General features: G+C 69.5%; 18 protein-coding genes. 8 read left to right on the forward strand and 10 right to left on the reverse strand.

Annotated elements, in window-relative coordinates; all coding sequences use genetic code 11:
* Nucleotides 1-70: 70 nt before the first annotated feature.
* The 4 genes from TY25_RS21415 to TY25_RS21430 all read right to left on the reverse strand — a co-directional run bounded on the left by TY25_RS21415 (nt 71) and on the right by TY25_RS21430 (nt 2,758).
* Nucleotides 71-385, reverse strand: a complete 315-nt coding sequence (locus tag TY25_RS21415) for an SCO6045 C-terminal-like domain-containing protein (protein ID WP_042258707.1) — start codon at nt 383-385, stop codon at nt 71-73.
* Nucleotides 382-1,260, reverse strand: coding sequence for an MbnB/TglH/ChrH family RiPP precursor modification enzyme (locus tag TY25_RS21420; RefSeq protein WP_042258708.1), 879 nt, complete (start codon nt 1,258-1,260; stop codon nt 382-384). The genes TY25_RS21415 and TY25_RS21420 overlap by 4 nt, the downstream gene beginning before the upstream one ends.
* Nucleotides 1,261-1,275: 15 nt before the next feature.
* A complete protein-coding gene (locus tag TY25_RS21425; RefSeq protein ID WP_042258709.1) occupies nt 1,276-2,196 on the reverse strand; it encodes a TIGR04222 domain-containing membrane protein in 921 nt (306 codons plus the stop codon).
* Between the two features lie 154 nt (nt 2,197-2,350).
* Complete coding sequence (locus TY25_RS21430; protein ID WP_042258710.1) at nt 2,351-2,758, reverse strand: SdpI family protein; 408 nt, start codon at nt 2,756-2,758, stop codon at nt 2,351-2,353.
* Between the two features lie 352 nt (nt 2,759-3,110).
* Here TY25_RS21430 and leuS point away from each other — a divergent pair, with 352 nt between their 5' ends.
* A complete protein-coding gene (leuS, locus tag TY25_RS21435) occupies nt 3,111-5,957 on the forward strand; it encodes a leucine--tRNA ligase (RefSeq protein ID WP_042258711.1) in 2,847 nt (948 codons plus the stop codon).
* A 17-nt stretch (nt 5,958-5,974) separates the two neighbouring features.
* Nucleotides 5,975-6,193 (forward strand): hypothetical protein, encoded by a 219-nt coding sequence (locus TY25_RS21440; RefSeq protein ID WP_042258713.1) that lies wholly within the window; start codon nt 5,975-5,977, stop codon nt 6,191-6,193.
* Nucleotides 6,194-6,286: 93 nt separating this feature from the next.
* Here the strand turns inward: TY25_RS21440 and TY25_RS21445 are convergent, their stop codons facing one another.
* Nucleotides 6,287-6,988, reverse strand: coding sequence for an SDR family oxidoreductase (locus TY25_RS21445; protein ID WP_042258714.1), 702 nt, complete (start codon nt 6,986-6,988; stop codon nt 6,287-6,289).
* A 195-nt stretch (nt 6,989-7,183) separates the two neighbouring features.
* Here TY25_RS21445 and ggh point away from each other — a divergent pair, with 195 nt between their 5' ends.
* The gene (gene ggh, locus TY25_RS21450; RefSeq protein ID WP_042258716.1) at nt 7,184-8,521 is read left to right on the forward strand and encodes a glucosylglycerate hydrolase; all 1,338 of its coding nucleotides are present in this window, start codon (nt 7,184-7,186) and stop codon (nt 8,519-8,521) included.
* Nucleotides 8,522-8,615: 94 nt separating this feature from the next.
* Complete coding sequence (locus TY25_RS21455) at nt 8,616-9,350, forward strand: glycoside hydrolase family 25 protein (protein ID WP_042258718.1); 735 nt, start codon at nt 8,616-8,618, stop codon at nt 9,348-9,350.
* 75 nt (nt 9,351-9,425) lie between these two features.
* On the opposite strand, the gene TY25_RS21460 is transcribed toward TY25_RS21455, so the two are convergent.
* From TY25_RS21460 to TY25_RS21470, 3 genes are all read right to left on the reverse strand, one after another.
* Nucleotides 9,426-11,492, reverse strand: coding sequence for a PhoX family protein (locus TY25_RS21460; RefSeq protein ID WP_042258834.1), 2,067 nt, complete (start codon nt 11,490-11,492; stop codon nt 9,426-9,428).
* A gap of 153 nt (nt 11,493-11,645) precedes the next feature.
* Complete coding sequence (locus TY25_RS21465; RefSeq protein ID WP_042258721.1) at nt 11,646-12,449, reverse strand: hypothetical protein; 804 nt, start codon at nt 12,447-12,449, stop codon at nt 11,646-11,648.
* An 86-nt stretch (nt 12,450-12,535) separates the two neighbouring features.
* The gene (locus tag TY25_RS21470) at nt 12,536-13,075 is read right to left on the reverse strand and encodes a lipoprotein LpqH (protein ID WP_042258722.1); all 540 of its coding nucleotides are present in this window, start codon (nt 13,073-13,075) and stop codon (nt 12,536-12,538) included.
* A 176-nt stretch (nt 13,076-13,251) separates the two neighbouring features.
* On the opposite strand from TY25_RS21470, the gene TY25_RS21475 reads away from it, so the two are divergent.
* Genes TY25_RS21475 through TY25_RS21490 form a run of 4 tightly spaced genes read left to right on the forward strand, consistent with a single transcriptional unit; the run spans nt 13,252 to nt 18,479 of the window.
* Entirely contained in the window at nt 13,252-14,565 is a 1,314-nt protein-coding gene (locus TY25_RS21475; protein ID WP_042258724.1) for a hypothetical protein, read from the forward strand.
* On the forward strand, nt 14,565-15,698 hold the full coding sequence (locus tag TY25_RS42795) for a hypothetical protein (RefSeq protein ID WP_042258725.1): 1,134 nt from the start codon (nt 14,565-14,567) through the stop codon (nt 15,696-15,698). The genes TY25_RS21475 and TY25_RS42795 overlap by 1 nt, the downstream gene beginning before the upstream one ends.
* A gap of 1 nt (nt 15,699) precedes the next feature.
* The gene (locus tag TY25_RS21485) at nt 15,700-17,223 is read left to right on the forward strand and encodes a tetratricopeptide repeat protein (RefSeq protein ID WP_042258726.1); all 1,524 of its coding nucleotides are present in this window, start codon (nt 15,700-15,702) and stop codon (nt 17,221-17,223) included.
* Entirely contained in the window at nt 17,220-18,479 is a 1,260-nt protein-coding gene (locus TY25_RS21490) for a CHAT domain-containing protein (RefSeq protein ID WP_042258728.1), read from the forward strand. The genes TY25_RS21485 and TY25_RS21490 overlap by 4 nt, the downstream gene beginning before the upstream one ends.
* Here the strand turns inward: TY25_RS21490 and TY25_RS21495 are convergent.
* Nucleotides 18,476-18,763 carry a hypothetical protein gene (locus TY25_RS21495; RefSeq protein WP_014989020.1) on the reverse strand — a complete coding sequence of 96 codons (288 nt, stop codon included), beginning with the start codon at nt 18,761-18,763 and terminating at the stop codon, nt 18,476-18,478. The genes TY25_RS21490 and TY25_RS21495 overlap by 4 nt on opposite strands.
* A 128-nt stretch (nt 18,764-18,891) precedes the next feature.
* Nucleotides 18,892-19,731 (reverse strand): alpha/beta fold hydrolase, encoded by an 840-nt coding sequence (locus TY25_RS21500; protein WP_042258729.1) that lies wholly within the window; start codon nt 19,729-19,731, stop codon nt 18,892-18,894.
* Nucleotides 19,732-19,739 lie beyond the last annotated feature (8 nt).

Consider the following 19,739-nt stretch of genomic DNA (forward strand, 5'->3'; position numbering starts at 1 on the left):
CCATGAATTGCGATATCACTCCGGACGAAGCCGAACGTTCGCGCTCATCGGGGTCGCGAGTGCGCCGGGATCAGTGGCGCGGCCATCTCTTCGCGGTGGTGCCGGAAGGCGCGGGTAGACCCAGATACGCCGCGAACGCCGCGGCATCCGCCGCGGTGCTGGTCTTCGGTCTGCCGTCGGCCCAGGCGAGGAAACGTTCGCGATAGTCGGGGCCGCAGGCTTGGGCCAGCATCGGGAAGCGGCGGGCTACCTCGTCCGCGCGCTTGCGAAGCAGGGCGTGCGCGGCGGCGGCGACGGCCGCGCGGTCGAATCCCGCGGGCACCGGGGCACCGGCCACCAGGGCGCGGACCAGAGCCGCTTGCTGCTCGGCCAATTCGGCGCTCATGCGCGCACCGCCCGGGCCCGGCCGGTGATCGACGGGCGGTGCGCCGCGGCGGCGATCGCGTCGAGCTCGTCCAGGAGTTCGGCGGCGGGCGGGTAGTCGCCGTCGCGCTCGAGCATCAGGGGCACCGGCTGCCGGGCGATGAATTCCGTTACGAGGGTGAGCACTTCGGCCGGAACGGGGTCGGTATGCGTGTCGTGGTAGCGGCCACCGGCCTCGTGACCGCCGGCGACGTGACAGTAGGCCACCCGGTCGGCGGGCAGGCGCTGTAGTTCGCCGAGCGGAGCGCGGCCTCGATTGCGTGCATTGGCATAGACATTCGCGATATCGAGCAGCAGATACACCCCCGTCCGCTCGACCAACTCGGCGAGGAACTCCGATTCGGTGTATTCGTCGTCTGGCCAATCGAACAGCGCGGCAATGTTTTCCACGGCCAGCGGCACCCCGAGCCCGGCCTGGGTCCGGGCGATGTTGCGTTCGAGCACAGCCAGCGCCGCGGCCGAGCGCGGCACCGGCAGCAGATGTCCCGCCTCGACCCCGCCCGCGCGCACGAAGGCGATGTGCTCGCTCACCAGCGGAGCGTCCAGCGCCGCCGCACCGGCGGCCAGGTGCGCGATCCGCTGCTCATCGACCGGCTCGGCCCCGCCCAGCGACAGCGAAATACCATGCGGCACAACGGCGACGCCGCGATCGATCAGAGCGGTCAGCTCGGCGGGCGGCACGGCTGTCAGCCCGCCGCGCAGCCGCGACCGCCGCCGCAGCGGCAGCGACTCCGCGATCACCTCGGCGAAACCGAGCCCGTCCAGTTCGGCGATGAGGCCACAGATCTCGGGCCGCCAGCCGATGCCGAGCGCCGCCGCCGGCAACAGTCCATTCATCGGACGGCCGGACCGTCACCCACCGCAGCCGCCACCGCCACCGCAGCCACCGCCGCCGCTGCAACCGCCGCCACCGCTGTCCCCGCTCCCGCCGCTGTCGCCACCGGACGAGCTCGGCGGTTCGACCGCACCGGCCAGCCCGGGATCGAGCGACAACAGCGCGGCCCCACCGAAGACCGCCGCCGCGAGCGCGGCGCTCTCCACCCCGTAGGTGGCGTAGGCGGGCGAGTTGGCCGGCCGCAGATGCTGACTGCTGGTCCTCGCGTCGGTGCGGGCCCGCTTGCCGAGCGGGGTCAGCCGCGGCTTGCCCACCAGGAACCAGTAGCAGAGGAACTGCGCCAGCAGGGTGAGGACGAGGAACGCGACCGGGTTGTTGTTGAGCATGCCCGCGATGAGCCGCACCACGCCGACCGTCATGACGACCAGTGTCGGCAGGCCCGCGTCCCAGATCCGCCGCTTGAAGTCCGCATCCGGGAAGTAGCCGCGCCGGACCATCGAATCGCGCAGTTCGGCGAGCGTGCCCGACAACGCGACGGTGAGCGCCGCCACCGTCGGCTTGGTGCCGGCGACGATCTGCCGGTGCACCGCCAGCGTGAACGGGTCCAACCGGAATTCGTCCGCCTGCTCCAGCGGCCGGGTCGGCGCGGCGCCGGAATCGATGAGGTCGGCGCTGCGCAGCCGGGCCAGCGCGGTGAGCACCGCGCGGCGGTCGTCGAACAGCAGGCCGACCTCGGGCGCGGACAATTCGGCGCCGGGTTGCGCGGGGCCCGGGTCCGGCGCAGCGCGCGTCACCCGTAGCCGCATCCACACCCCGAGCACCACCGCGAGCAGCGCGAACGGCAGATAGATCGCCAAGAAATCGGATCCGGAGATGCCCCACGTATCGCCTGCCGCGACGACGAGGTCGGAGCCCGCGCTCCGGTCGAACGTACCCATATCCACCCCGGAGTCGTGCCAGTAGTTTCCCCAGTATGGGACCGCCGCACACCGGTGCCAACCGGATTCGGCGAGGAGACCGCATCGAAACCTGGGCGAATAGGGTTACGAGCGGGCCGGTGGAATGGTTCGACCGAGTGAAACGGGCCGGCGGCTAGGTCGCGGGCTGGCAGGCGTCGCGCAGCGAGCAGGCGCCGCACGCGCTGCCGCAACCGCCGACCTCGGCGGGCGGGGCGATCGCCGCGGCCTTGGCCGCGGCGACGTTGGCGCCCGCGCCCAGGGTGAACAGCGCGACGACGGCGACACCGACGGCGACGAACAGCGCCACGAAACCACCCGCGGCGAGCACGACGAGGCCACCGGCCACCAGCAGCGCCCCCGCGGCCAGCGAGGTGGGGGCGGCGATGCGATTCGCGACGCGGAAGGTCTCGTCATCGGAAAGGGCGGCCTCGGTATGCACCCCGACGAAGCGGTTGCGCGGCAGCCGGCCGGTCAGCCCGAGCGCTCCGGTCGCGAGGGCGACGAGGCCGAGCACGAACAAGACGAGAGCGACGACGAACACCCATGCAGGCTATCGCATCGGTGTCGGCGGACCGCCGACAGCTCCCGCGCAACCCTGCAGCACCCGGCGCGTCACCGCTGCGGACAAGCGCTTTCCACACTGCGCCGGGGCAGCTCGCGGACCCAGCAACCAAACGCACTGTTGGGTCCGCCGAGCGGAGAATGCCAACCCTGCGGTACCGCGAAACCGGTGTGCCACAGCCGCATACCGACGGGTGGGTAACCCCGGAACAGAGATCGGCACGGCGGCGCGACCGGAGTCGGCACAGCCCGATTTTCAGTACTGCGGTGTGCACGTTCTACCCTGATAGACGAAGTTTGTCGGGGATCGGCGATAACAAGAAGGCAGGACCGTGCAGGACACTCGTGCGACCGATAGCGATGTACCCGAGCATCGGTACAACGCCGCGCTTGCCGCCCGTATCGAAGCGCGTTGGCAGCGGACGTGGGCCGACCGCGGGACCTTCCATGCGCCGAACCCGGTCGGTCCGCTGGCGGGCGACACCCCGGCGGACAAGCTGTTCATCCAGGACATGTTCCCGTACCCGTCGGGGGCGGGCCTGCACGTCGGGCATCCGCTCGGCTACATCGCCACCGACACGTTCGCGCGGTACCACCGGATGCACGGCCGCAACGTGCTGCACGCGCTCGGCTTCGACGCCTTCGGCCTGCCCGCCGAGCAGTACGCGGTGCAGACCGGCGCGCACCCGCGGGCGACCACGGAGTCGAACATCGCCAACATGCAGCGCCAGCTGAGCAGGCTCGGACTCGGCCACGACAGCAGGCGCTCGTTCGCGACCACCGATCCGGCGTACTACCGCTGGACCCAGTGGATCTTCCTGCGCATCTACAACTCCTGGTACGACCAGGAACTCGACCGGGCGCGCCCGATCACGGAGCTCGAAGCTCAATTCGCCGGTGGCGCACGGCCGGTCCCGGACGGCAAGACATGGGACGCGCTCTCGGCCGCCGAGCGCGGCGCACTGCTGGACTCGTATCGCCTGGTGTACCTGACCGATTCGATGGTCAACTGGTGCCCCGGCCTCGGCACGGTGCTGTCCAACGAGGAGGTCACCGCCGACGGCCGCAGCGAGCGCGGCAACTTCCCGGTGTTCCGTAAGCGCCTGTGGCAGTGGATGATGCGGATCACCGCCTACGCCGACCGGCTGATCGACGACCTGGACCACCTGGACTGGTCGGATCAGGTGAAGGCGATGCAGCGCAACTGGATCGGCCGGTCGCGCGGCGCCCAGGTGAAGTTCGACGTCGCGGGCGAGCAGATCGAGGTGTTCACCACCCGTCCCGACACCCTGTTCGGCGCGACCTACGTGGTGCTCGCGCCGGAACACGAACTGGTCGACAAGCTGACCGCGGCCGCGTGGCCGGCCGGCACCGATCCCCGCTGGACCAACGGCGGCGCCGCGAATCCCGCGGATGCCGTTGCGGCATACCGCAAGTCGATCGTGGCCAAATCGGATCTGGAGCGCCAGGAGAACAAGGAGAAGACCGGCGTCTTCCTCGGCGTCCATGCCGTGAACCCGGCCAACGGCCAGGCCGTGCCGGTCTTCGTCGCCGACTACGTGCTGAGCGGCTACGGCACCGGCGCGATCATGGCGGTGCCCGGCCACGACCAGCGCGACTGGGAATTCGCCACCGTGCTCGGCCTGCCGATCGTGGAGGTCATCACCGGTGGCGACCTCGCCGAGGCCGCGTATTCCGGCGGCGGCGAGCTGGTGAACTCCGGCTATCTCGACGGACTGTCCGTCGAGGAGGCCAAGGCGACCATCATCGCCCGGCTGGAAGCCGACGGTCACGGCACCGGCACCATCCAGTACAAGCTGCGCGACTGGCTGTTCGCCCGGCAGCGTTACTGGGGCGAGCCCTTCCCGATCGTCTTCGACGAGGACGGCAGGCCGCACGCGCTGCCGGAATCGATGCTGCCCGTGGAGCTTCCGGAGTTGGACGATTTCGCCCCGGTCACCTTCGACCCGGACGACGCCGACTCCGAGCCGTCACCGCCGCTGGCCAAGGCCACCGAGTGGGTCAACGTCGAACTGGACCTGGGCGACGGCCCGAAGATGTACCGGCGCGACACCAACGTCATGCCGAACTGGGCGGGCAGCTCGTGGTATCAGCTGCGTTATGCCGACCCGACCAACTCGGAAGCGTTCTGCGCCAAGGAGAACGAGCAGTACTGGCTCGGCCCGCGTCCGGCCGAACACGGCCCGGACGATCCGGGCGGCGTCGATCTGTACATCGGCGGCATGGAGCACGCGGTGCTGCACCTGCTGTACGCGCGGTTCTGGCAGAAGGTGCTGTTCGATCTGGGTGATGTCAGCGGCCGGGAACCGTACCGGAAGCTGTTCAACCAGGGCTACATCCAGGCCTACGCCTACACCGATGCGCGCGGCGCGTACGTGCCCGCGGCCGAGATCGTCGAGCGGGACGGCAAGTTCTTCTGGACCGAGCCGGGCGGCACCGAGATCGAGGTGTTCCAGGAGTACGGCAAGATCGGCAAGTCGCTGAAGAACGCGGTCTCGCCGGACGAGATGTACGACCTCTACGGGGCGGACACCTTCCGCTTCTACGAGATGTCGATGGGCCCGCTGGACAGCTCGCGGCCGTGGGCGACCAAGGACGTCGTGGGCGCGCACCGCTTCCTGCAGCGGGTATGGCGGCTGGTGGTGGATGAGGAGACCGGCGCGGTGCGCGTCGCGGAACTGGATCCGACGCCGGAAACGCTGCGCCTGCTGCACAAGACCATCGCCGGTGTGGACGAGGACTACGCCGCGCTGCGCGACAACACCGCGGGCGCCAAGCTGATCGAGCTGACGAACCATCTCACCAAGACCTATCCCGACGGCGCGCCGCGCACCGTGGTGGAGGCGCTGGTGCTGATGCTGGCGCCGCTGTCTCCGCATATCGCCGAGGAGATGTGGGAACGCCTGGGCCACAACGAGTCCCTCGCGCACGGCCCGTTCCCGGTGGCGGATCCCGCGCTGCTGGTGCAGGAGTCCGTCGAGTACCCGATCCAGGTGAACGGCAAGGTCCGCAGCCGCATCCAGGTCCCCGCCGACGCCGACAACGCCGCGATCGAAGCCGCCGCCCTCACCGACGAAAAGATCGCGGCTCTCCTCAACGGCGCCGCCCCCCGCAAACTGATCGTCGTCCCCGGCCGCCTGATCAACATCGTCGCCTGACCCACCCGGGAATCGGTATGTCGAAGACCGAATACAGTGCGCTGCATTTCTCGCAGGCGAATCCGCGGGGGGCTGGGCAGGGGGACGTGCCTGCGCTGTTGCGCAGGATCGCCGCGACGGTGGAGGGACTCGGCGCGGTCAGCGTGCAGGATCTGGTGCTGCACAACGAGGTGACCGCCGAAGGTGACTGGCCGTCGGTCACGGTCTACTACACCAGGACCGACGGCGCCGACTGATCGACGGCACGGGTGACCGGTTCCTGCGCGAACTGGTTCGGCCCCTTCCCTTTCCGGTAGACGGAACGGGAAGGGGCCGTAGTTTTTCCGGTGCTAGCCGGGTATCGGGCGGAGCACGATTTCGGTGGGATGGGCGTCGCGCGGGGTTTCGACGGCGGTGCGGACCGCGCCGGCTACGGTCTCCGCGCGCAGGAACTGTTCCGGCTGATATTCGCGCCCCTCGTGGGCGATGATCTCGCGCTGCATGTCGGTGTCGATCCGGCCGGGATGGATGGCCGTGACGCGCAGGGCCGGCTCCTCCAGCCGCAGCGCATCGCCGAAGGCGCGCAACGCGAACTTGCTCGCGGCGTAGGAGGCCCAGCCCGCGTTGGCGCGCAGGCCCGCACCCGAATTGATCAGCACCACATGGCCGTTCGCGACCCGCAGCGCCGGCAGCAGCAGGCGGGTCAGCTCGGCGACGGCGATCACGTTGGCTTCCAACGTATGTCGCCACTGCTCTACGGTGGACTCGGCGATGCTGTTCAGATCCGCGACACCGGCGTTGTGCACCAACACATCCAGGCGCGGGATCTGCGCGGTCGCCGCGGCCACCGCCGGGTAGTCGGTCAGCTCGACCGGCCACGCGGTCGCGCCGGGCAGCTCGTCGAGCACGGGGCGCAGCGCGTCGGCCGAGCGGGCACCGAGCAGCAGGTCGTGGGTCGGTGCGAGCTCTCGGGCGATCGCGGCGCCGAGCCCACGGCTCGCACCGGTGATCAGCGCGGTCGGCTTCGGGGAGCTGGTCACGGCATTGGTCATGCGCCCCACCGTAATAGCCCAGGAAAACAGAGCGATGCATGCATATATCGATCGACCATCTCGAGCAGTGAAATACGGACGGGGCATTCGAGAGTGACAACCGCCGCGCACGAGCCCCCCGCCACCAGGTGGGACGAGGCCGAGTCGGACATCACAGAACGGGCGTACTTGCGGGTGGCACCGCAGAATAGGGGGATGGCACACCCGGGGTTCACGCCCACGCAGCTCGCGGCTCGCGCCGCGTACCTGCTGCGCGGCAACGACCTGGGCACGATGACCAGCGCGGCGCCGCGGCTGTATCCGCACATGTGGAGCTGGGACGCCGCGTTCGTCGCGGTCGGCTTGGCCCCGCTGAGCGTGGAGCGGGCCGTGATCGAGCTCGACACGCTGCTCTCGGCGCAGTGGAAGAACGGCATGATCCCGCACATCGTGTTCGCCAACGGCGTCGACGGCTATTTTCCGGGTCCCTCGCGGTGGGAGTGCCGCAGGCTGGCCGCGAACGCGCCCGACGGGCCGGACACCTCCGGGATCACCCAGCCGCCGGTGCATGCCATCGCGGTGCAGCGCATCCTCGATCACTCGCGCAGGCACGGCCGCAGCACCCGCGCGGTCGCGGAGGACTTCCTGCACCGGCGCTGGCCCGACCTGGTGCGCTGGCATCGCTGGCTGGCGCACGCCCGCGACCCCAAGGAGACCGGCCGGATCACGCTGTATCACGGCTGGGAATCCGGCATGGACAATTCGCCGCGCTGGGATCGGGCCTACGCCAACGTGGTTCCCGAGGATCTGCCGCCCTACCGGCGCGAGGACACCGCGGTGGTCGCCGATCCCACCCAGCGCCCGAGCGATCGCGAGTACGACCGCTATCTCTGGCTGGTCGAGCAGATGCGGCGGGCGGGCTACGACGATTACCAGCTCTCCTCGACGATGAGTTTCGCCGTCGAGGACGTGTTCGTCACCGGGATCTTCGCGCTGGCGTGCGAGGTGCTCGCGAATATCGGCGAGGAGTACAAGCAGCCGCACGCCGACGTGCGCGAGCTGTACGCGTGGGCAGATCGTTTCCGGGCGGGCGTCGTCGCGACGACGGATCCGCGCACCGGCGCGGCCCGGGATTTCGATGTGCGCCTGCAGCGCTGGATCAGCACCGAGACGTTGGCGATGTTCGCGCCGCTGCTGTGCGGCGGCCTGGCGCGCGATACCGAGCGGGCACTGCTGCGCACGTTCGAGGGTCCGCGCTTCTGCGGGCATCCCGATCTGCGCTACGCGCTGCCGCCCTCGACCTCGCCGGTGTCGCGGGAGTTCCGGTCCCGCGAGTATTGGCGCGGGCCGGTGTGGCCGGTGATGAGCTGGCTGTTCTCCTGGGTGTTCGCCCGGCGCGGCTGGGCCGAACGCTCGTTCATGCTGCGGGCCGAGGGCCTGCGCCAGGCCAGCGACGGCAGCTTCGCCGAGTACTACGAACCATTCACCGGCGAACCGCTCGGCAGCATGCAGCAGTCGTGGACCGCCGCGTCGGTGCTGGATTGGCTGGGCTGAACCACCGAGTTCGCATGCCGTTGGGTAAATGTTCCGCAACTGCCTCTTACGCAACACTGGTCACAGGAAGATCAAATAGCTATCGTCGAACGCCATGGACATCCCTCGTTGGAGCTCGACCATCCGTCGCCGCGGTTCGGCGCTGACCCTGCTCGCGCTCACCGGCATCCTCACCGCAACCCTGCCCGGCACCGCGGTGGCCACGCCGACCGGTCCGGACGTCTCGTCCTGGCAGCACATCGACGGACGGCTGATCGACTGGTTCGCGGTCAAGCGTTCCGGCCACGACTTCGCCATGGTGAAGGCCACCGAGGGCCTGAGCTACATCAACCCGTATTTCGTTCCGGACAGCCTGCTGATGCGGGCGGCCGGGGTGGCTCGCGGGACCTACCATTACGCCCGGCCGAACCTGCCGCCCGAGCCGCAGGCCGCGCTGTACGCGACCGTGGTACTCGGGCAGAACGGCGCACTGGACCTGCCGCCGGTGCTCGATCTGGAGACCACCGGCGGACTGCCGCCCGCCGCGCTGATCGATTGGACGCGGCGGTATCTCGGCACGGTGCAGGCCCTCACCGGACGCGTCCCGATCGTCTACACCTATCCACACTTCTGGCGGACGGCGATGGCCGATACCGACGAGTTCACCCGGTATCCGCTGTGGATCGCCGACTACCGGGACAACGACGATCCCGAGGTGCCGGGCGGCTGGCCGCACTGGACCTTCTGGCAGACCACCGACAGCGGCCGGATCGACGGCATCGCGGGCAACACCGACCTGAACCGCTACAGCGGCGCGCAGGGCGATTTCGCCCGCTTCGCCAACATGTAGCGCACCCGGAAACCACGAAACCGCCACTCCTGCAGGGATACAGTGGCGGTTTCGCAGGGCGGTGCACCGAAGACGCTAGGCGCCGATCCGGCCGCCGTTCTTCTTCCACACCGCGGCAACCGAAGGACGCGGTTGCGCGGTGCCGCCGTCGGGCCAATGCGACAGCGGGTTCTCGGGGGTGGCGTCGTCGGACTCGCCGGGATGCTGCACGCACACCAGCACGCGAGACTCGGTGACCACCGGGCCGCAGGTCTCCGCGCCTCGCGGCACCGTCAGGAATTGTTTGGTGGCACCGCGATTCGCGCCGTCGAGGACGACGGAGAACAGGCCGTCGTTCGACTTCAGCGCGTTGCCGTCGGTGGAGATCCACAGGTTGCCGTACGGGTCGAAGGCCAGGTTGTCCGGGCAGGAGATCGGGCTGACCTTCGATTTGTCGTACCCGGCGAAGTAGGTGTCCGCGGCGTTCGGGTCACCGCAGACCAGCAGCAGCGACCAGGTGAACTTCGTGCCCGCGTGCTCGTCGTCGATCTCCAGGATCTGACCGTTCTTGTTCAGGTTGCGCGGATTCGCCTCGTCCGGGCCCTGTTTGCCGGCGGCCCCGCGATTGTCGTTGTTGGTCAACGCGACATAGACCTTGCCGGTGTACGGGTTGGCCTCGAAATCCTCGGGACGGTCCATCTTGGTGGCGCCGACTTTGTCCGCGGCCAGCCGGGTGAACACCGCGACCTCTTCCGCGCTCATGCCGTCGACCAGCGACTTGCCCTTGCCGTCCGCGCCGGTCTCCAGCAGTGGAATCCATTGGCCGGTACCGGTGAAACCCTGGTCGGAGGGCTGCGCACCGGTGCCGTCGACCTTGTCCGGATGGTCGCCGGTGAGCTTGGCGACGTAGAGCGTGCCCGCGTCCAGGATGGTCAGGTTGTGCCGCATGCTCGACGCGCCCGCACCCGGCTCCACCTTCCGCGACGACACGAATTTGTACATGTAGTCGAACTTTTCGTCGTCGCCGGTGTAGGAAACGACCTCACCCTTCGCGGTGACGTAGATGGTTGCGCCCTCGTGCTTGAGCCGTCCCATCGCGGTGTGCTTGATCGGCGTGGAGGTGGGATCCCACGGATCCACCTCCACCACGTAGCCGAATCGGTTGGCCTCGTTGGGCTCCTGGGCCAGGTCGAACCGCTTGTCGGCACGCTCCCACTGGTTGGGCGTCTTGCCCGCGGCGAAGCCGTACCGCTTGGCGCGCGCGGCCGCGGCAGGCTCGGTGAGCTTGTCGCCGTTGGCGAAGTAGCCGTTGAAGTTCTCTTCGCCGGAAAGGACTGTGCCCCACGGGGTCACGCCGCCCGCGCAGTTGGCGAAGGTGCCGAGCACCTTGGTGCCGGTCGGGTCGGCGGAGGTCTTGACCAGATCGCTGCCCGCGGCCGGGCCGGTGAGCTTGAACTCGGTGGTCGCGGTGATCCTGCGGTTGTACTTGCCGAAGGCGGGCGTCAGCTTGCCCGTGCCCGCTTCGCCGCGCACCTCGACCACGGTCAGGCCGTGTGCGGCCTGGGTGATCGCGATCTGCTCATCGGTCGGTGCGTCCTTGTTGTACCCGCGGAACATGTGCGGGCCGGTGGTGTATTCGTGATTCACCACGAGCAGGAAGGCATTCGCCTGCCCCTCGATCGGCAAGAGCGCGGCGAAATCGTTGTTGTAACCGAATTGCTCGGCCTGTGCGGCCGCGGTCTGCTTGTCGAAATCGAACGCGGGTGCGTCCGCGAAAAGCGGGTCGCCCCAGCGGATCACGACGCCCTGTTCATAGCCCTCCGGGATCACCAGCGCGTCTTCCTTGTTCGGCGCGACCGCGGCGAAGTCGGTGCCGGTCCCGGGCGGGCCGCTGGGCGACGGGCTGATCGACCCCGTCTGCTCGACATCGTCGCCGCAGGCCGCGAGCACACTGCCGGCGCCGACGGCGAGCACGGCCGCCGCGCCGCCCTTGATCAGGCCGCGGCGGTTCAGCGAGCTGACGATGTCGCCGAAGTAGGCGCCCGCCGAGGTGTTGGGGACCTCGTGGAAACACGCGTTCGCGCATTTGTATTCACACGTGACCGCGGCGCGCGAGGACTGGCCGTCGTGTTTCACGAACAAGGCGAGGGGCTGCAACTTCACGAACGGCACGCTAAACGATCCGGACAATCCAGAAACGGACAAAAGGTGAACAGCTGACCAATTAGGTAACCCTCAGTTTGCCCAGCTGCCACTCGGCACGAACAAATGCCGCGCCCTCCGCATGATTCGGAGCAGCGCGGCATTCGCCGGGGTTCAGGCATTGACGGCGAGCGCGATGACGACCTCGTGCTCGGCTTCCGGCAGATAGTGCACCCGCAGGATGCGACCGACCTGCACCTGGCCGACACTGCTCGGGGCCAGGAACTTCTCCACCAGCGTGCTGAAGGTCGACCCGTCCGGCCTGGTCACGACCAGCCCGAGGGCGATCTTCGAGTGGCCGTCGCGGATCTCGCCGGTCACCGAGAGCGAGCGCACCACCGCCTGGGTCGCGATGCCCCGCTCGGCGATGTCGAGCTTGTGCCGCGTGGTGATGCCCTTGCGGATCATCGACTCGTTCATGGCCTGCTGCGCCTGGGCGGTATCACCGGAAAGATCCACCTCGACCTTGTCGGTGCGGTCCGGCAGGTAGCGCACCGGCAGCACCACCCCGGGCTGCAACAGAGCCAATTCGGTCAGCGGCACAATCATTTTCGCAGCCGCGACGAAGTTCTTCCCATCGGCGCCCTCGACGGCGAACTCGATCCGCACCTGTGGTTGATCGTTGACGGTTATCCCCGTCTGGCCGACCGACCTGATGGTGCCGAGGCCCAGCAGACCGTCGCGGAACGCCGCACTGTTACGGCCGGTGAACGCGGCGGCGATGCCCTCGCCGGTGAACGCGAACACGGTCGGGACGAGGGTGAGCGCGAGGATGGGCAGCACCATCTGCCAACCGAGCCAACCCATTCCGGCCGGTTCGTAGACATCGGTGCGGGCGTAGGTGAGGCCGTGCAAGACGTAGTAGCCGATGGCGAGCGCCCCGACCGCGACGGCGCCCCAGCGCAGGTATTTCATGATGCTCCTGATGGATTCGAGCCCACCCCGTCGTCACGATCGTGGTCGCGACGACGGGGTGGGGCGGAAAGAGTTGGTGCCGAAGGCGATCAGCCGCCGACGATGTCCGAGCAGGCGAAGGTGACGTCGAATTTCGAGGTCTTCGGGCCGGCCAGCGGGTTGGTCAGGTCGGGGGCGCCGACGCCCTCGCCGGAGATCTTGTAGGTGTTGCCGTCCTTGGTGAGGGTGGCCGAGCCGCCCGGCATGCCGTTGCCGAAGCCGATCGCGTAGGGCTGGCCCGACTCGCCGCCCTTGGTGCCCGCGAAACCCACCGCCTGGACCGTGTCGGTGCCGGTGATGGTGGCACTCACCGACAGGGTGCCGTAGGTGGCGTTGGCGGTGTCGGTCAGCGCGAGCGCCAGCGTGCCCGCCTGCTTCGCACAGGTGGTGGTGAACGTCGCGGTGAGGGCCTTGCCGTCGACCGAGGCGGTCGACTTGCCCGCCGGCCCCGGGTTGCCCTGCGCGGACGGCGTCGCGGCGGCCGAGGACTTGGCCGGGCTGCTGCTCGCGTCGTCGCTGCATCCGGTGACGAACAGCGCGGTAGCGGCGGCGGCGGTGACGAGGACGGCGGTGACGGACTTGGTGTTCATGATGCTTCCTGACTGTCTGTGGAGGGCTCGGTGCCTTCCTGGAGTTCGGCCGGCCCGGTGTGGCTGGGCCGATACGAGAAAGGTAGGAACGGTTCGCGCCCTACCGATCCCAGGTTTGCGCCGGTCCGAATCCGACAAATGTCCGTTAACCTGGTCGAATGCGACGACCGCGCGCCATGGTGCTCGACGAGGTGTGGCGCAAGCTCGACGGAGTGGAACCGCTCAGCGGTCCGCACGGCGGGCCGTTGCGCCGCACGGTGAAACTCGTGCTCGATCCGCTGGTGATCCGGCCCGTGCAGCATCCGCTCTGCGCCGGGCCGGTCCTCAGCGCCGACGGTGCGGTGCTGCTCGCCACCCGTGTGCACGCCGCGGCGGACGTGCTGCGCGCGACCGCGTCCTGGTTCACGCTGCTCAAGCAGGTGCGCCGAGCCCTGCGGATCACCGAGGGGAACCCGCAGGACCTGTACTTCCAGCGCTGCTTCGAACTCGCGACGACGGCGGGCCCGCCGGACGCGGTACGCGACCGCGCGGTCGCCGAGGCGACACTGCGCGACGTGCACGATCTCGCGGCAGGCCGGACCACCCAGGCGCTCAAAGAGTATGTCGCGCAACGCACGGCCGAACTCGCCGGGTTGATCGAAATCGCTTGGCGGCGCAGGCCGTTGAGCGGTCCGGCGGGCGGTGACCACACGGCCGCGATCATCGAGCTGCTCGATGCGTGCGCCGCCGCGCGACAGGGGCAGCGTCGAGACAACGGTCAGGGGGCGCTGGATCGGCTGGTCGCCGCACACGCGGGCACCCACGCCGGGATACGGCTGTGGCAGGACGAATCCGCGTGCTCCGCAGGCGAACTCGGGCTCACGATGCATCCCGTGCCGCGCCCGCCCGAGGTCGGCGTCTCGGCCTCGACGGCCACCCTCGGCTTGCCGTTCGACCGCACCGTCTACGAGCGCGTGTTCACCGCGCTACAGGCCTCGACCGAACGCGCCGATCTACCACCGATTCCCGAGCTGGTGCGCACCGAGATCGCCCGGAGTTGTGCACCCTGGGCGTTTTTGGACGAAACACTGCGGGTGGCGGCGACCATCGGTGTCACGCTGGCACACGGTCTCGCGCCGATCGGCGGGCAGGAGGCCCGCGGTCCGGCAACCGCGGCGCACCGCGTGATCAACAGCCGGTGGCGGCGGGAAGCGTATGTGCTGCAAGCTCGGCGGCTGGTGGTCCGTAGCGCCGCCACACCGCCGCCCGCCGGGCCGCTCGCCGCCATCGCCGCGGAGTTGTCCACTCCGTGGCGGCCGTACCTGCGGCGGCTGTGGGTGCGGCTGCACGGCCGGGATGTCCGGGAGTTCGCGGTCTACGACCCGGACGAACTGTGGGATCTGCTCGACGGTGTCGCTCGTTCGGTCATCCTCGATCACCGCACCAGGGTCAAACAGGCGTTGAGTGTCATGGCGGCCGAGCCGGATTCGACCGAATCGAGGGCGAGCTGATGAACGATGCGGTGCACATCCACCGAGCCGACGACGGGCTCGTGGTGATCGCCCCCGCCGGCGCGCCGACCGTCCTCGACGCGGCGGCGCGGCTGGACGTGACCGTGCTCGAGGTGCTGGGCGGGCATCTGACGTGGAGCCTGCTCGACGGCGGGTCGCTGCCCGCCGCGGTGCTCGATCGTGCCGACCTCGCGCAGGAGTGGGTGTGGGCGGTGTTCGGCGAACAGGTCGCGCTCGCCGTCGAAGCGGGCGACGACGTCGAACTGCCCGCCGCCCCCGAATTGCCGGAGCTGGTGCTGAGTGCGTGGCGGCTCGGCTACGCGCACTGGGCGGCCCGCTGGTGGCCCGCGTCCGTGCTCGACGGGATCGCGCCGCTGGACGAGCGGCTGCTGCTCGACGAGATCGCCGTGCTCAGCGCGGAATGCGAGATGCTCGTCGACGGGGCCGACCAGGTAGTCGAGGAAGTGGACTTGCCGGTGTACGCCGGGCGCGCCGAGGACTACGCGCTGGCCGCCGGACCCGCTGCCGCGCCGAGCGGCGCGTTGGTCCTCGCCCGAGGCAGCACCGGCTGGGATTGGCGCTGCTGCCCACCCGGCCTGCTCGACGCCTCCGAACGCGCGATCTCCTGGGAAGTCCGGCGCGAGGGCGGCCGCACCACCGTCGCGGTGCGCGCCGTCGCCGCCCCCGGCCTGCCCGCCGAAGTCCCCGAACACCTACACCCCCACGCCGCGATCCACACCTGCACCGGAACCGTCGAAACAGCCTTGGCGCTGCACGGTGACCAGTGGACCGCCGAGGTAGCCGCGCCCGATATCGCGGATCCGGCTGTGCGCGTGGTGGTTTCAATACCGGGCGTAGGCGATGTCGACTATGGCTCGGGCGGCGCCGAGCCGGACAGTGGGTCGAGCGGCACTGCACAGGGTAACCCCGGACCAAGCGGCAGCGAGTCCGGCGGGACCGCCTCGAGCAACGCCCGGCAAGGTGGAAGTGAACCGAGCGGCGGGTCGGGCGATGCGGAGATGCGCCGCCGCATCAGGGATTTCGCCGCAGCGCGCCTGCTGCGCGCGACCGACCCGGACGCCGCACCCCTGGCGGCCGAAACCGCCGCCGCCGCTTCGGATTCGGACTTCTGACATGGCCGAGACACCGGATGACGGGCGCGCACTGCTGGCGGCGGGGGCGGAAGCTTACACCCGCGGTGATACGGCCGGGGCGCTGCGTATTTTCGAGGATGCCGCGCGGACCACGACCGGGGATGTGCGGATCGGGGCGATGGTCAACGCGGCGAGTATGGCCGACGAACTCGGGGAGCATGCGACGGCGTTGCGGCTTTATCGGGCGGCGTTGGCGGCCATGCCGGCGGACGCTCCGCGGTTGCGGCCCAATGCGCTGGTCAATATGTCGCAGGCGCTACAGCATCTCGGCGAACTCGACGCCGCGCAGGAGGCTTTGGAGCAGGCGCGCACGCTGTTGGCGGCGAGCACCGATCCTGATCAAGGTGTGCTCCGGGTCGCCTGTCTGCTGTCGCTGACCGCCGTCGCGCTGCATCGACAGCACTGGGCCTACGCCGCCGAGCTGGCCCGCGAATCACTGGACGCGGCACAACGATTCGCCCCGCAGCTGGCCGGGCATCCGCTGATGAACCTGGCCGCCACCTATTTCGAGACCGGGCGGCGCGAGCTGGCCATCGATTTCGCCCGGCAAGCGCTCGCCGCGTTCGATGCGGCCGGCGACCGCAATGCCGTCGCCGAGACTCAGCAGAATCTCGCCACCATGCTGGTCCGGCTGGAGCGCCTGGACGAGGCCGAGCCGCCGTTGCGGGCCAGTCAGCGGTATTTCGAGCAGGCGGGGCTGGGCCACCGGGCGGGTATCGGGCTCAAGACCCTGGCCTTCCTCGCCGAGGGCCGCGCGGATCTCGCCCAGGCACAGGACCTTTACGAGCGCAGTCTGGCCTACTTCGCCGAGTCCGGCGCGGTCCTGGACGCCGCGGATCTGCGAATGCGGTTGGCAACCGTGGCGTTCAAGAACGGCCGGGTCGCGGAGTGCGAGGCACTGCTCGCGCAAGCCTTCAGCGCCTACGCCGAACGCGGCCTCGGACTGCACTGCGCCCAACTCGACTACTGGCACGCGACGTTGCTGGAAGGCGCGGTGGCCGCAGCGGAGTCGCCCTCAGCAGAGCTGCTTGCACAGGCTGTAGGCGTGGCCGTCCCGGCGGCACTGGCCATCGATGCGGTGCGCTACACCCTGCCCAACGGCAATCAGCGAGACCAGTGGAACCGGCAGATCGCCGATCCAGCCATGCGCTTGGCGTTCCGCTTCGCTTACCTTTCCGGCAACGGTTTACTGCTCGCGGACTTGATCGAAACCCAGTGCGCGGGAACCACCTTGAACCTCGGCCGAGCCGAAACGACCGCCGCCGTGCGATTGCCACTGGAATTGTTCGAATTGCCCGCCGAGTCGGCGGCACATCCCGGCGTCGACGCACTACAGCTCGGTGCCGCGCTCGCCGAGGTGGCGGCCGAGGCAGGACTCCCGGTATCGCCGCCGCCACGTTTGGCGCTGGCGGCGGAGGGCCGGATCGCGTTGGACCCCTACATCACCGCCGCCGAGCAGCGATACGGCCGGCCGATCCGAGACAGCAAGGTGCTCACCGTATGACGCCACAGCCGACGGTCCTGGTGCGCATGGCGGACGCGGGCGACGTGTACATGTCCTGGCGCTGGCCCGACGGCACCGCGGCGCGCGGCGCGGCCATGCTGCCCGGCGATGCGGTGCGCGACGCGGTCCGACGACTGACCGACGCGCTCCCGCACCCGGAACAACCCGGCGGGCTGGAACACGCCATGACGGCCGGCCCGTTCGCCGCACTCGATACCGAATACCTGGTCGCCCAGGCGCTTTCCCGTGCATTGCTGCCCCAAGGACTCGCCGCCCAGCTGTACGAGCTGTATCGGCAGGACATTCGACCGCATATCCGCCTGCAACCGTCGCCGCGAGTGGCGCAGGTGCCGTGGGAGCTGCTCGCACCGGCGCCCGAGCTGCGCCTGATCGACATCGCCGATATCAGCCTGCTGGCGCCGGCCGGTATCGTGCAGGCGCCGGGCCGCACCGCACGCAGCTGGGCTCGGTCACGGCGCGAACCCGTTGTCGCCGTGCTCGATCCGCGCGTTCCCGGCTTCCGCGCGGACTCGATCCTCGGCTCGGTGCTCGGCCGGATGCCCGAGGACGCCCCACTGACCCGGCGTATCGCCGACTACGCGGCGCAGGGTCGCCTGCTGCCCGCAGTCGATGCGCCGACCGAGATCTTCCGCCGCACCGACCTCGATCGCACCTGGCTCGGCGCGATCCTGCGCGCCGGGCCGAGCAGGCTCGTCTACGTCGGCCACGTCACCGCCGCACCGCCCGAGTCGGGCCAGAGCGAAGCCGCACAACTCCATCTGTCCTGCACCGCGGACACACTCGGCTTCGCCGCAACCGATCGCACCCATCGGCCGTTGTCCGCCAAGGACTTTCTGCTCGGCACCCACACGCTGACCACGGAACCCGAGAGCGGCCAAGACCTTTGGCCCATCCCCAGCCGGGTCGCCCTGATCGCCTGCGAGAGCGGCGGCGACATGCGTTTCACCGAGGCGCTCGGCCTGACCGCGGCCATGATCAACGGCGGCGCCGAGCTGGTGACGGCGAGCCGCTGGCCGCTGCCCACCGACCTCGCCTTCCACCGGCTCGCCGGCGCCCCGCCGGACGCCCATCCGCTCCAGCAGGCGATCTGCGCGATCGACGCGGCGCACGAAGCCGACGACCCGGTCACCGCGCTCGCCGAATGGCAACGCGCGCAATTGAACCGCTGGCGCAGCGACGGCGCGATCGAGCACTCGCCGCTGCTCTGGTCGGCCTTCGCCACGCTGCGAGCTTAAGCCCGGCCGCGGACCGTCCGGACCACCGTCGGATCGACGCCGAGCACGTCGAGCATCTGCGAGATGGACATCGCCTGCACCTCGCCCGCGTAGTCCGGTCGCGACGCGTCCGCCAGATCCGCGTACTGGTGCAGCCGTTCGTAGTCGGCCATCGTCATGATCACCGCGATCTCGGTGTCGCCGTCGGTGACGACGGCGTCCGCGCCGGTTGCCACCACTTCGCGGACGACCGCCGCGACGGCCGGCGGCAGTTCGTGCAGAGTGCGCGTATTCGAGTTGGGCATGCTCCGCATTCGGAGCGGCGTGCCCCTTTGGATCGGCGTGTCACCGATTCGTTAACACAATCGTCCGGCTCGGCCGCCCCACCGAGGCACGCGCTCGCGAAAGGGTTGCCGGGCGAAGGTGTCCCGGCTCAGGACCGATGGGCGAGCAGATGCTGCATGATCAACCGGGTCAGGTCCTCCGGGGCCTGTTCGGGGATCCAGTGCGAGACGTCTTCGAGCATTTCGAAGCGGTAGGGACCGGTCACGTATTTCGCCGTGGCGAGCGCGGCGGTGGAGCCGATGACGCTGTCCTCGGTGCTCCACACGTACAGCGTCGGCACCGTGACCTCGCCGACCCGGCCCGACAAATGCGCGGCCCGATACCAATTCAGGGCCGCCGTCAGCGCTTCCGGCTGACTGAGCCGCTCCACGTAGTGGTCGACGCGCTCTTCCGGGACCTTCCATTCGAAAAGGCGCCGCAGGCCGATGGCACCGTCGGCGAGCAAGGCGCGCTCCGCGGTCCGCGGCTCGCGCAGCCGCGCGACATACTGGGACCGCAGCGCTTGGTCCTCGTCCTCTTTCATCGCCTTCAGCAGCGCGCCGGGATGCGGTTGCGAGACCGCGGTGAACGTCCGCACCCGCTGCGGATGCTCGGCCGCCACCGCCCAGCCGACGTACCCACCCCAATCGTGGCCCACCAGATCGAAACGCTGCCAACCCAATTCGTCCGCGATCGCGAGCACGTCGCCGACCAGCTCTTCGACCCGGTACTCGGCCGGTCGTTCCGGCCGCACCCCCGCGGAATACCCCCGCTGATCCGGTGCCACCACATAGCACCCGCCACCCCCGAGCGTATGCAGCTGGAACTCCCATTCGATGGCCCCCTCCGGAAACCCGTGCAACAGCATGACTTCCCGCCCCCGCACGTCCCCGCAGGTCAACACATCGAACGTCCCCGCCCCCGTAGTAATCTCCGTCGCCTCGATCACCCGACCGA

The organism is Nocardia brasiliensis NBRC 14402 (assembly GCF_000308475.2).
In the GTDB taxonomy this organism is placed as follows: domain Bacteria; phylum Actinomycetota; class Actinomycetes; order Mycobacteriales; family Mycobacteriaceae; genus Nocardia; species Nocardia brasiliensis.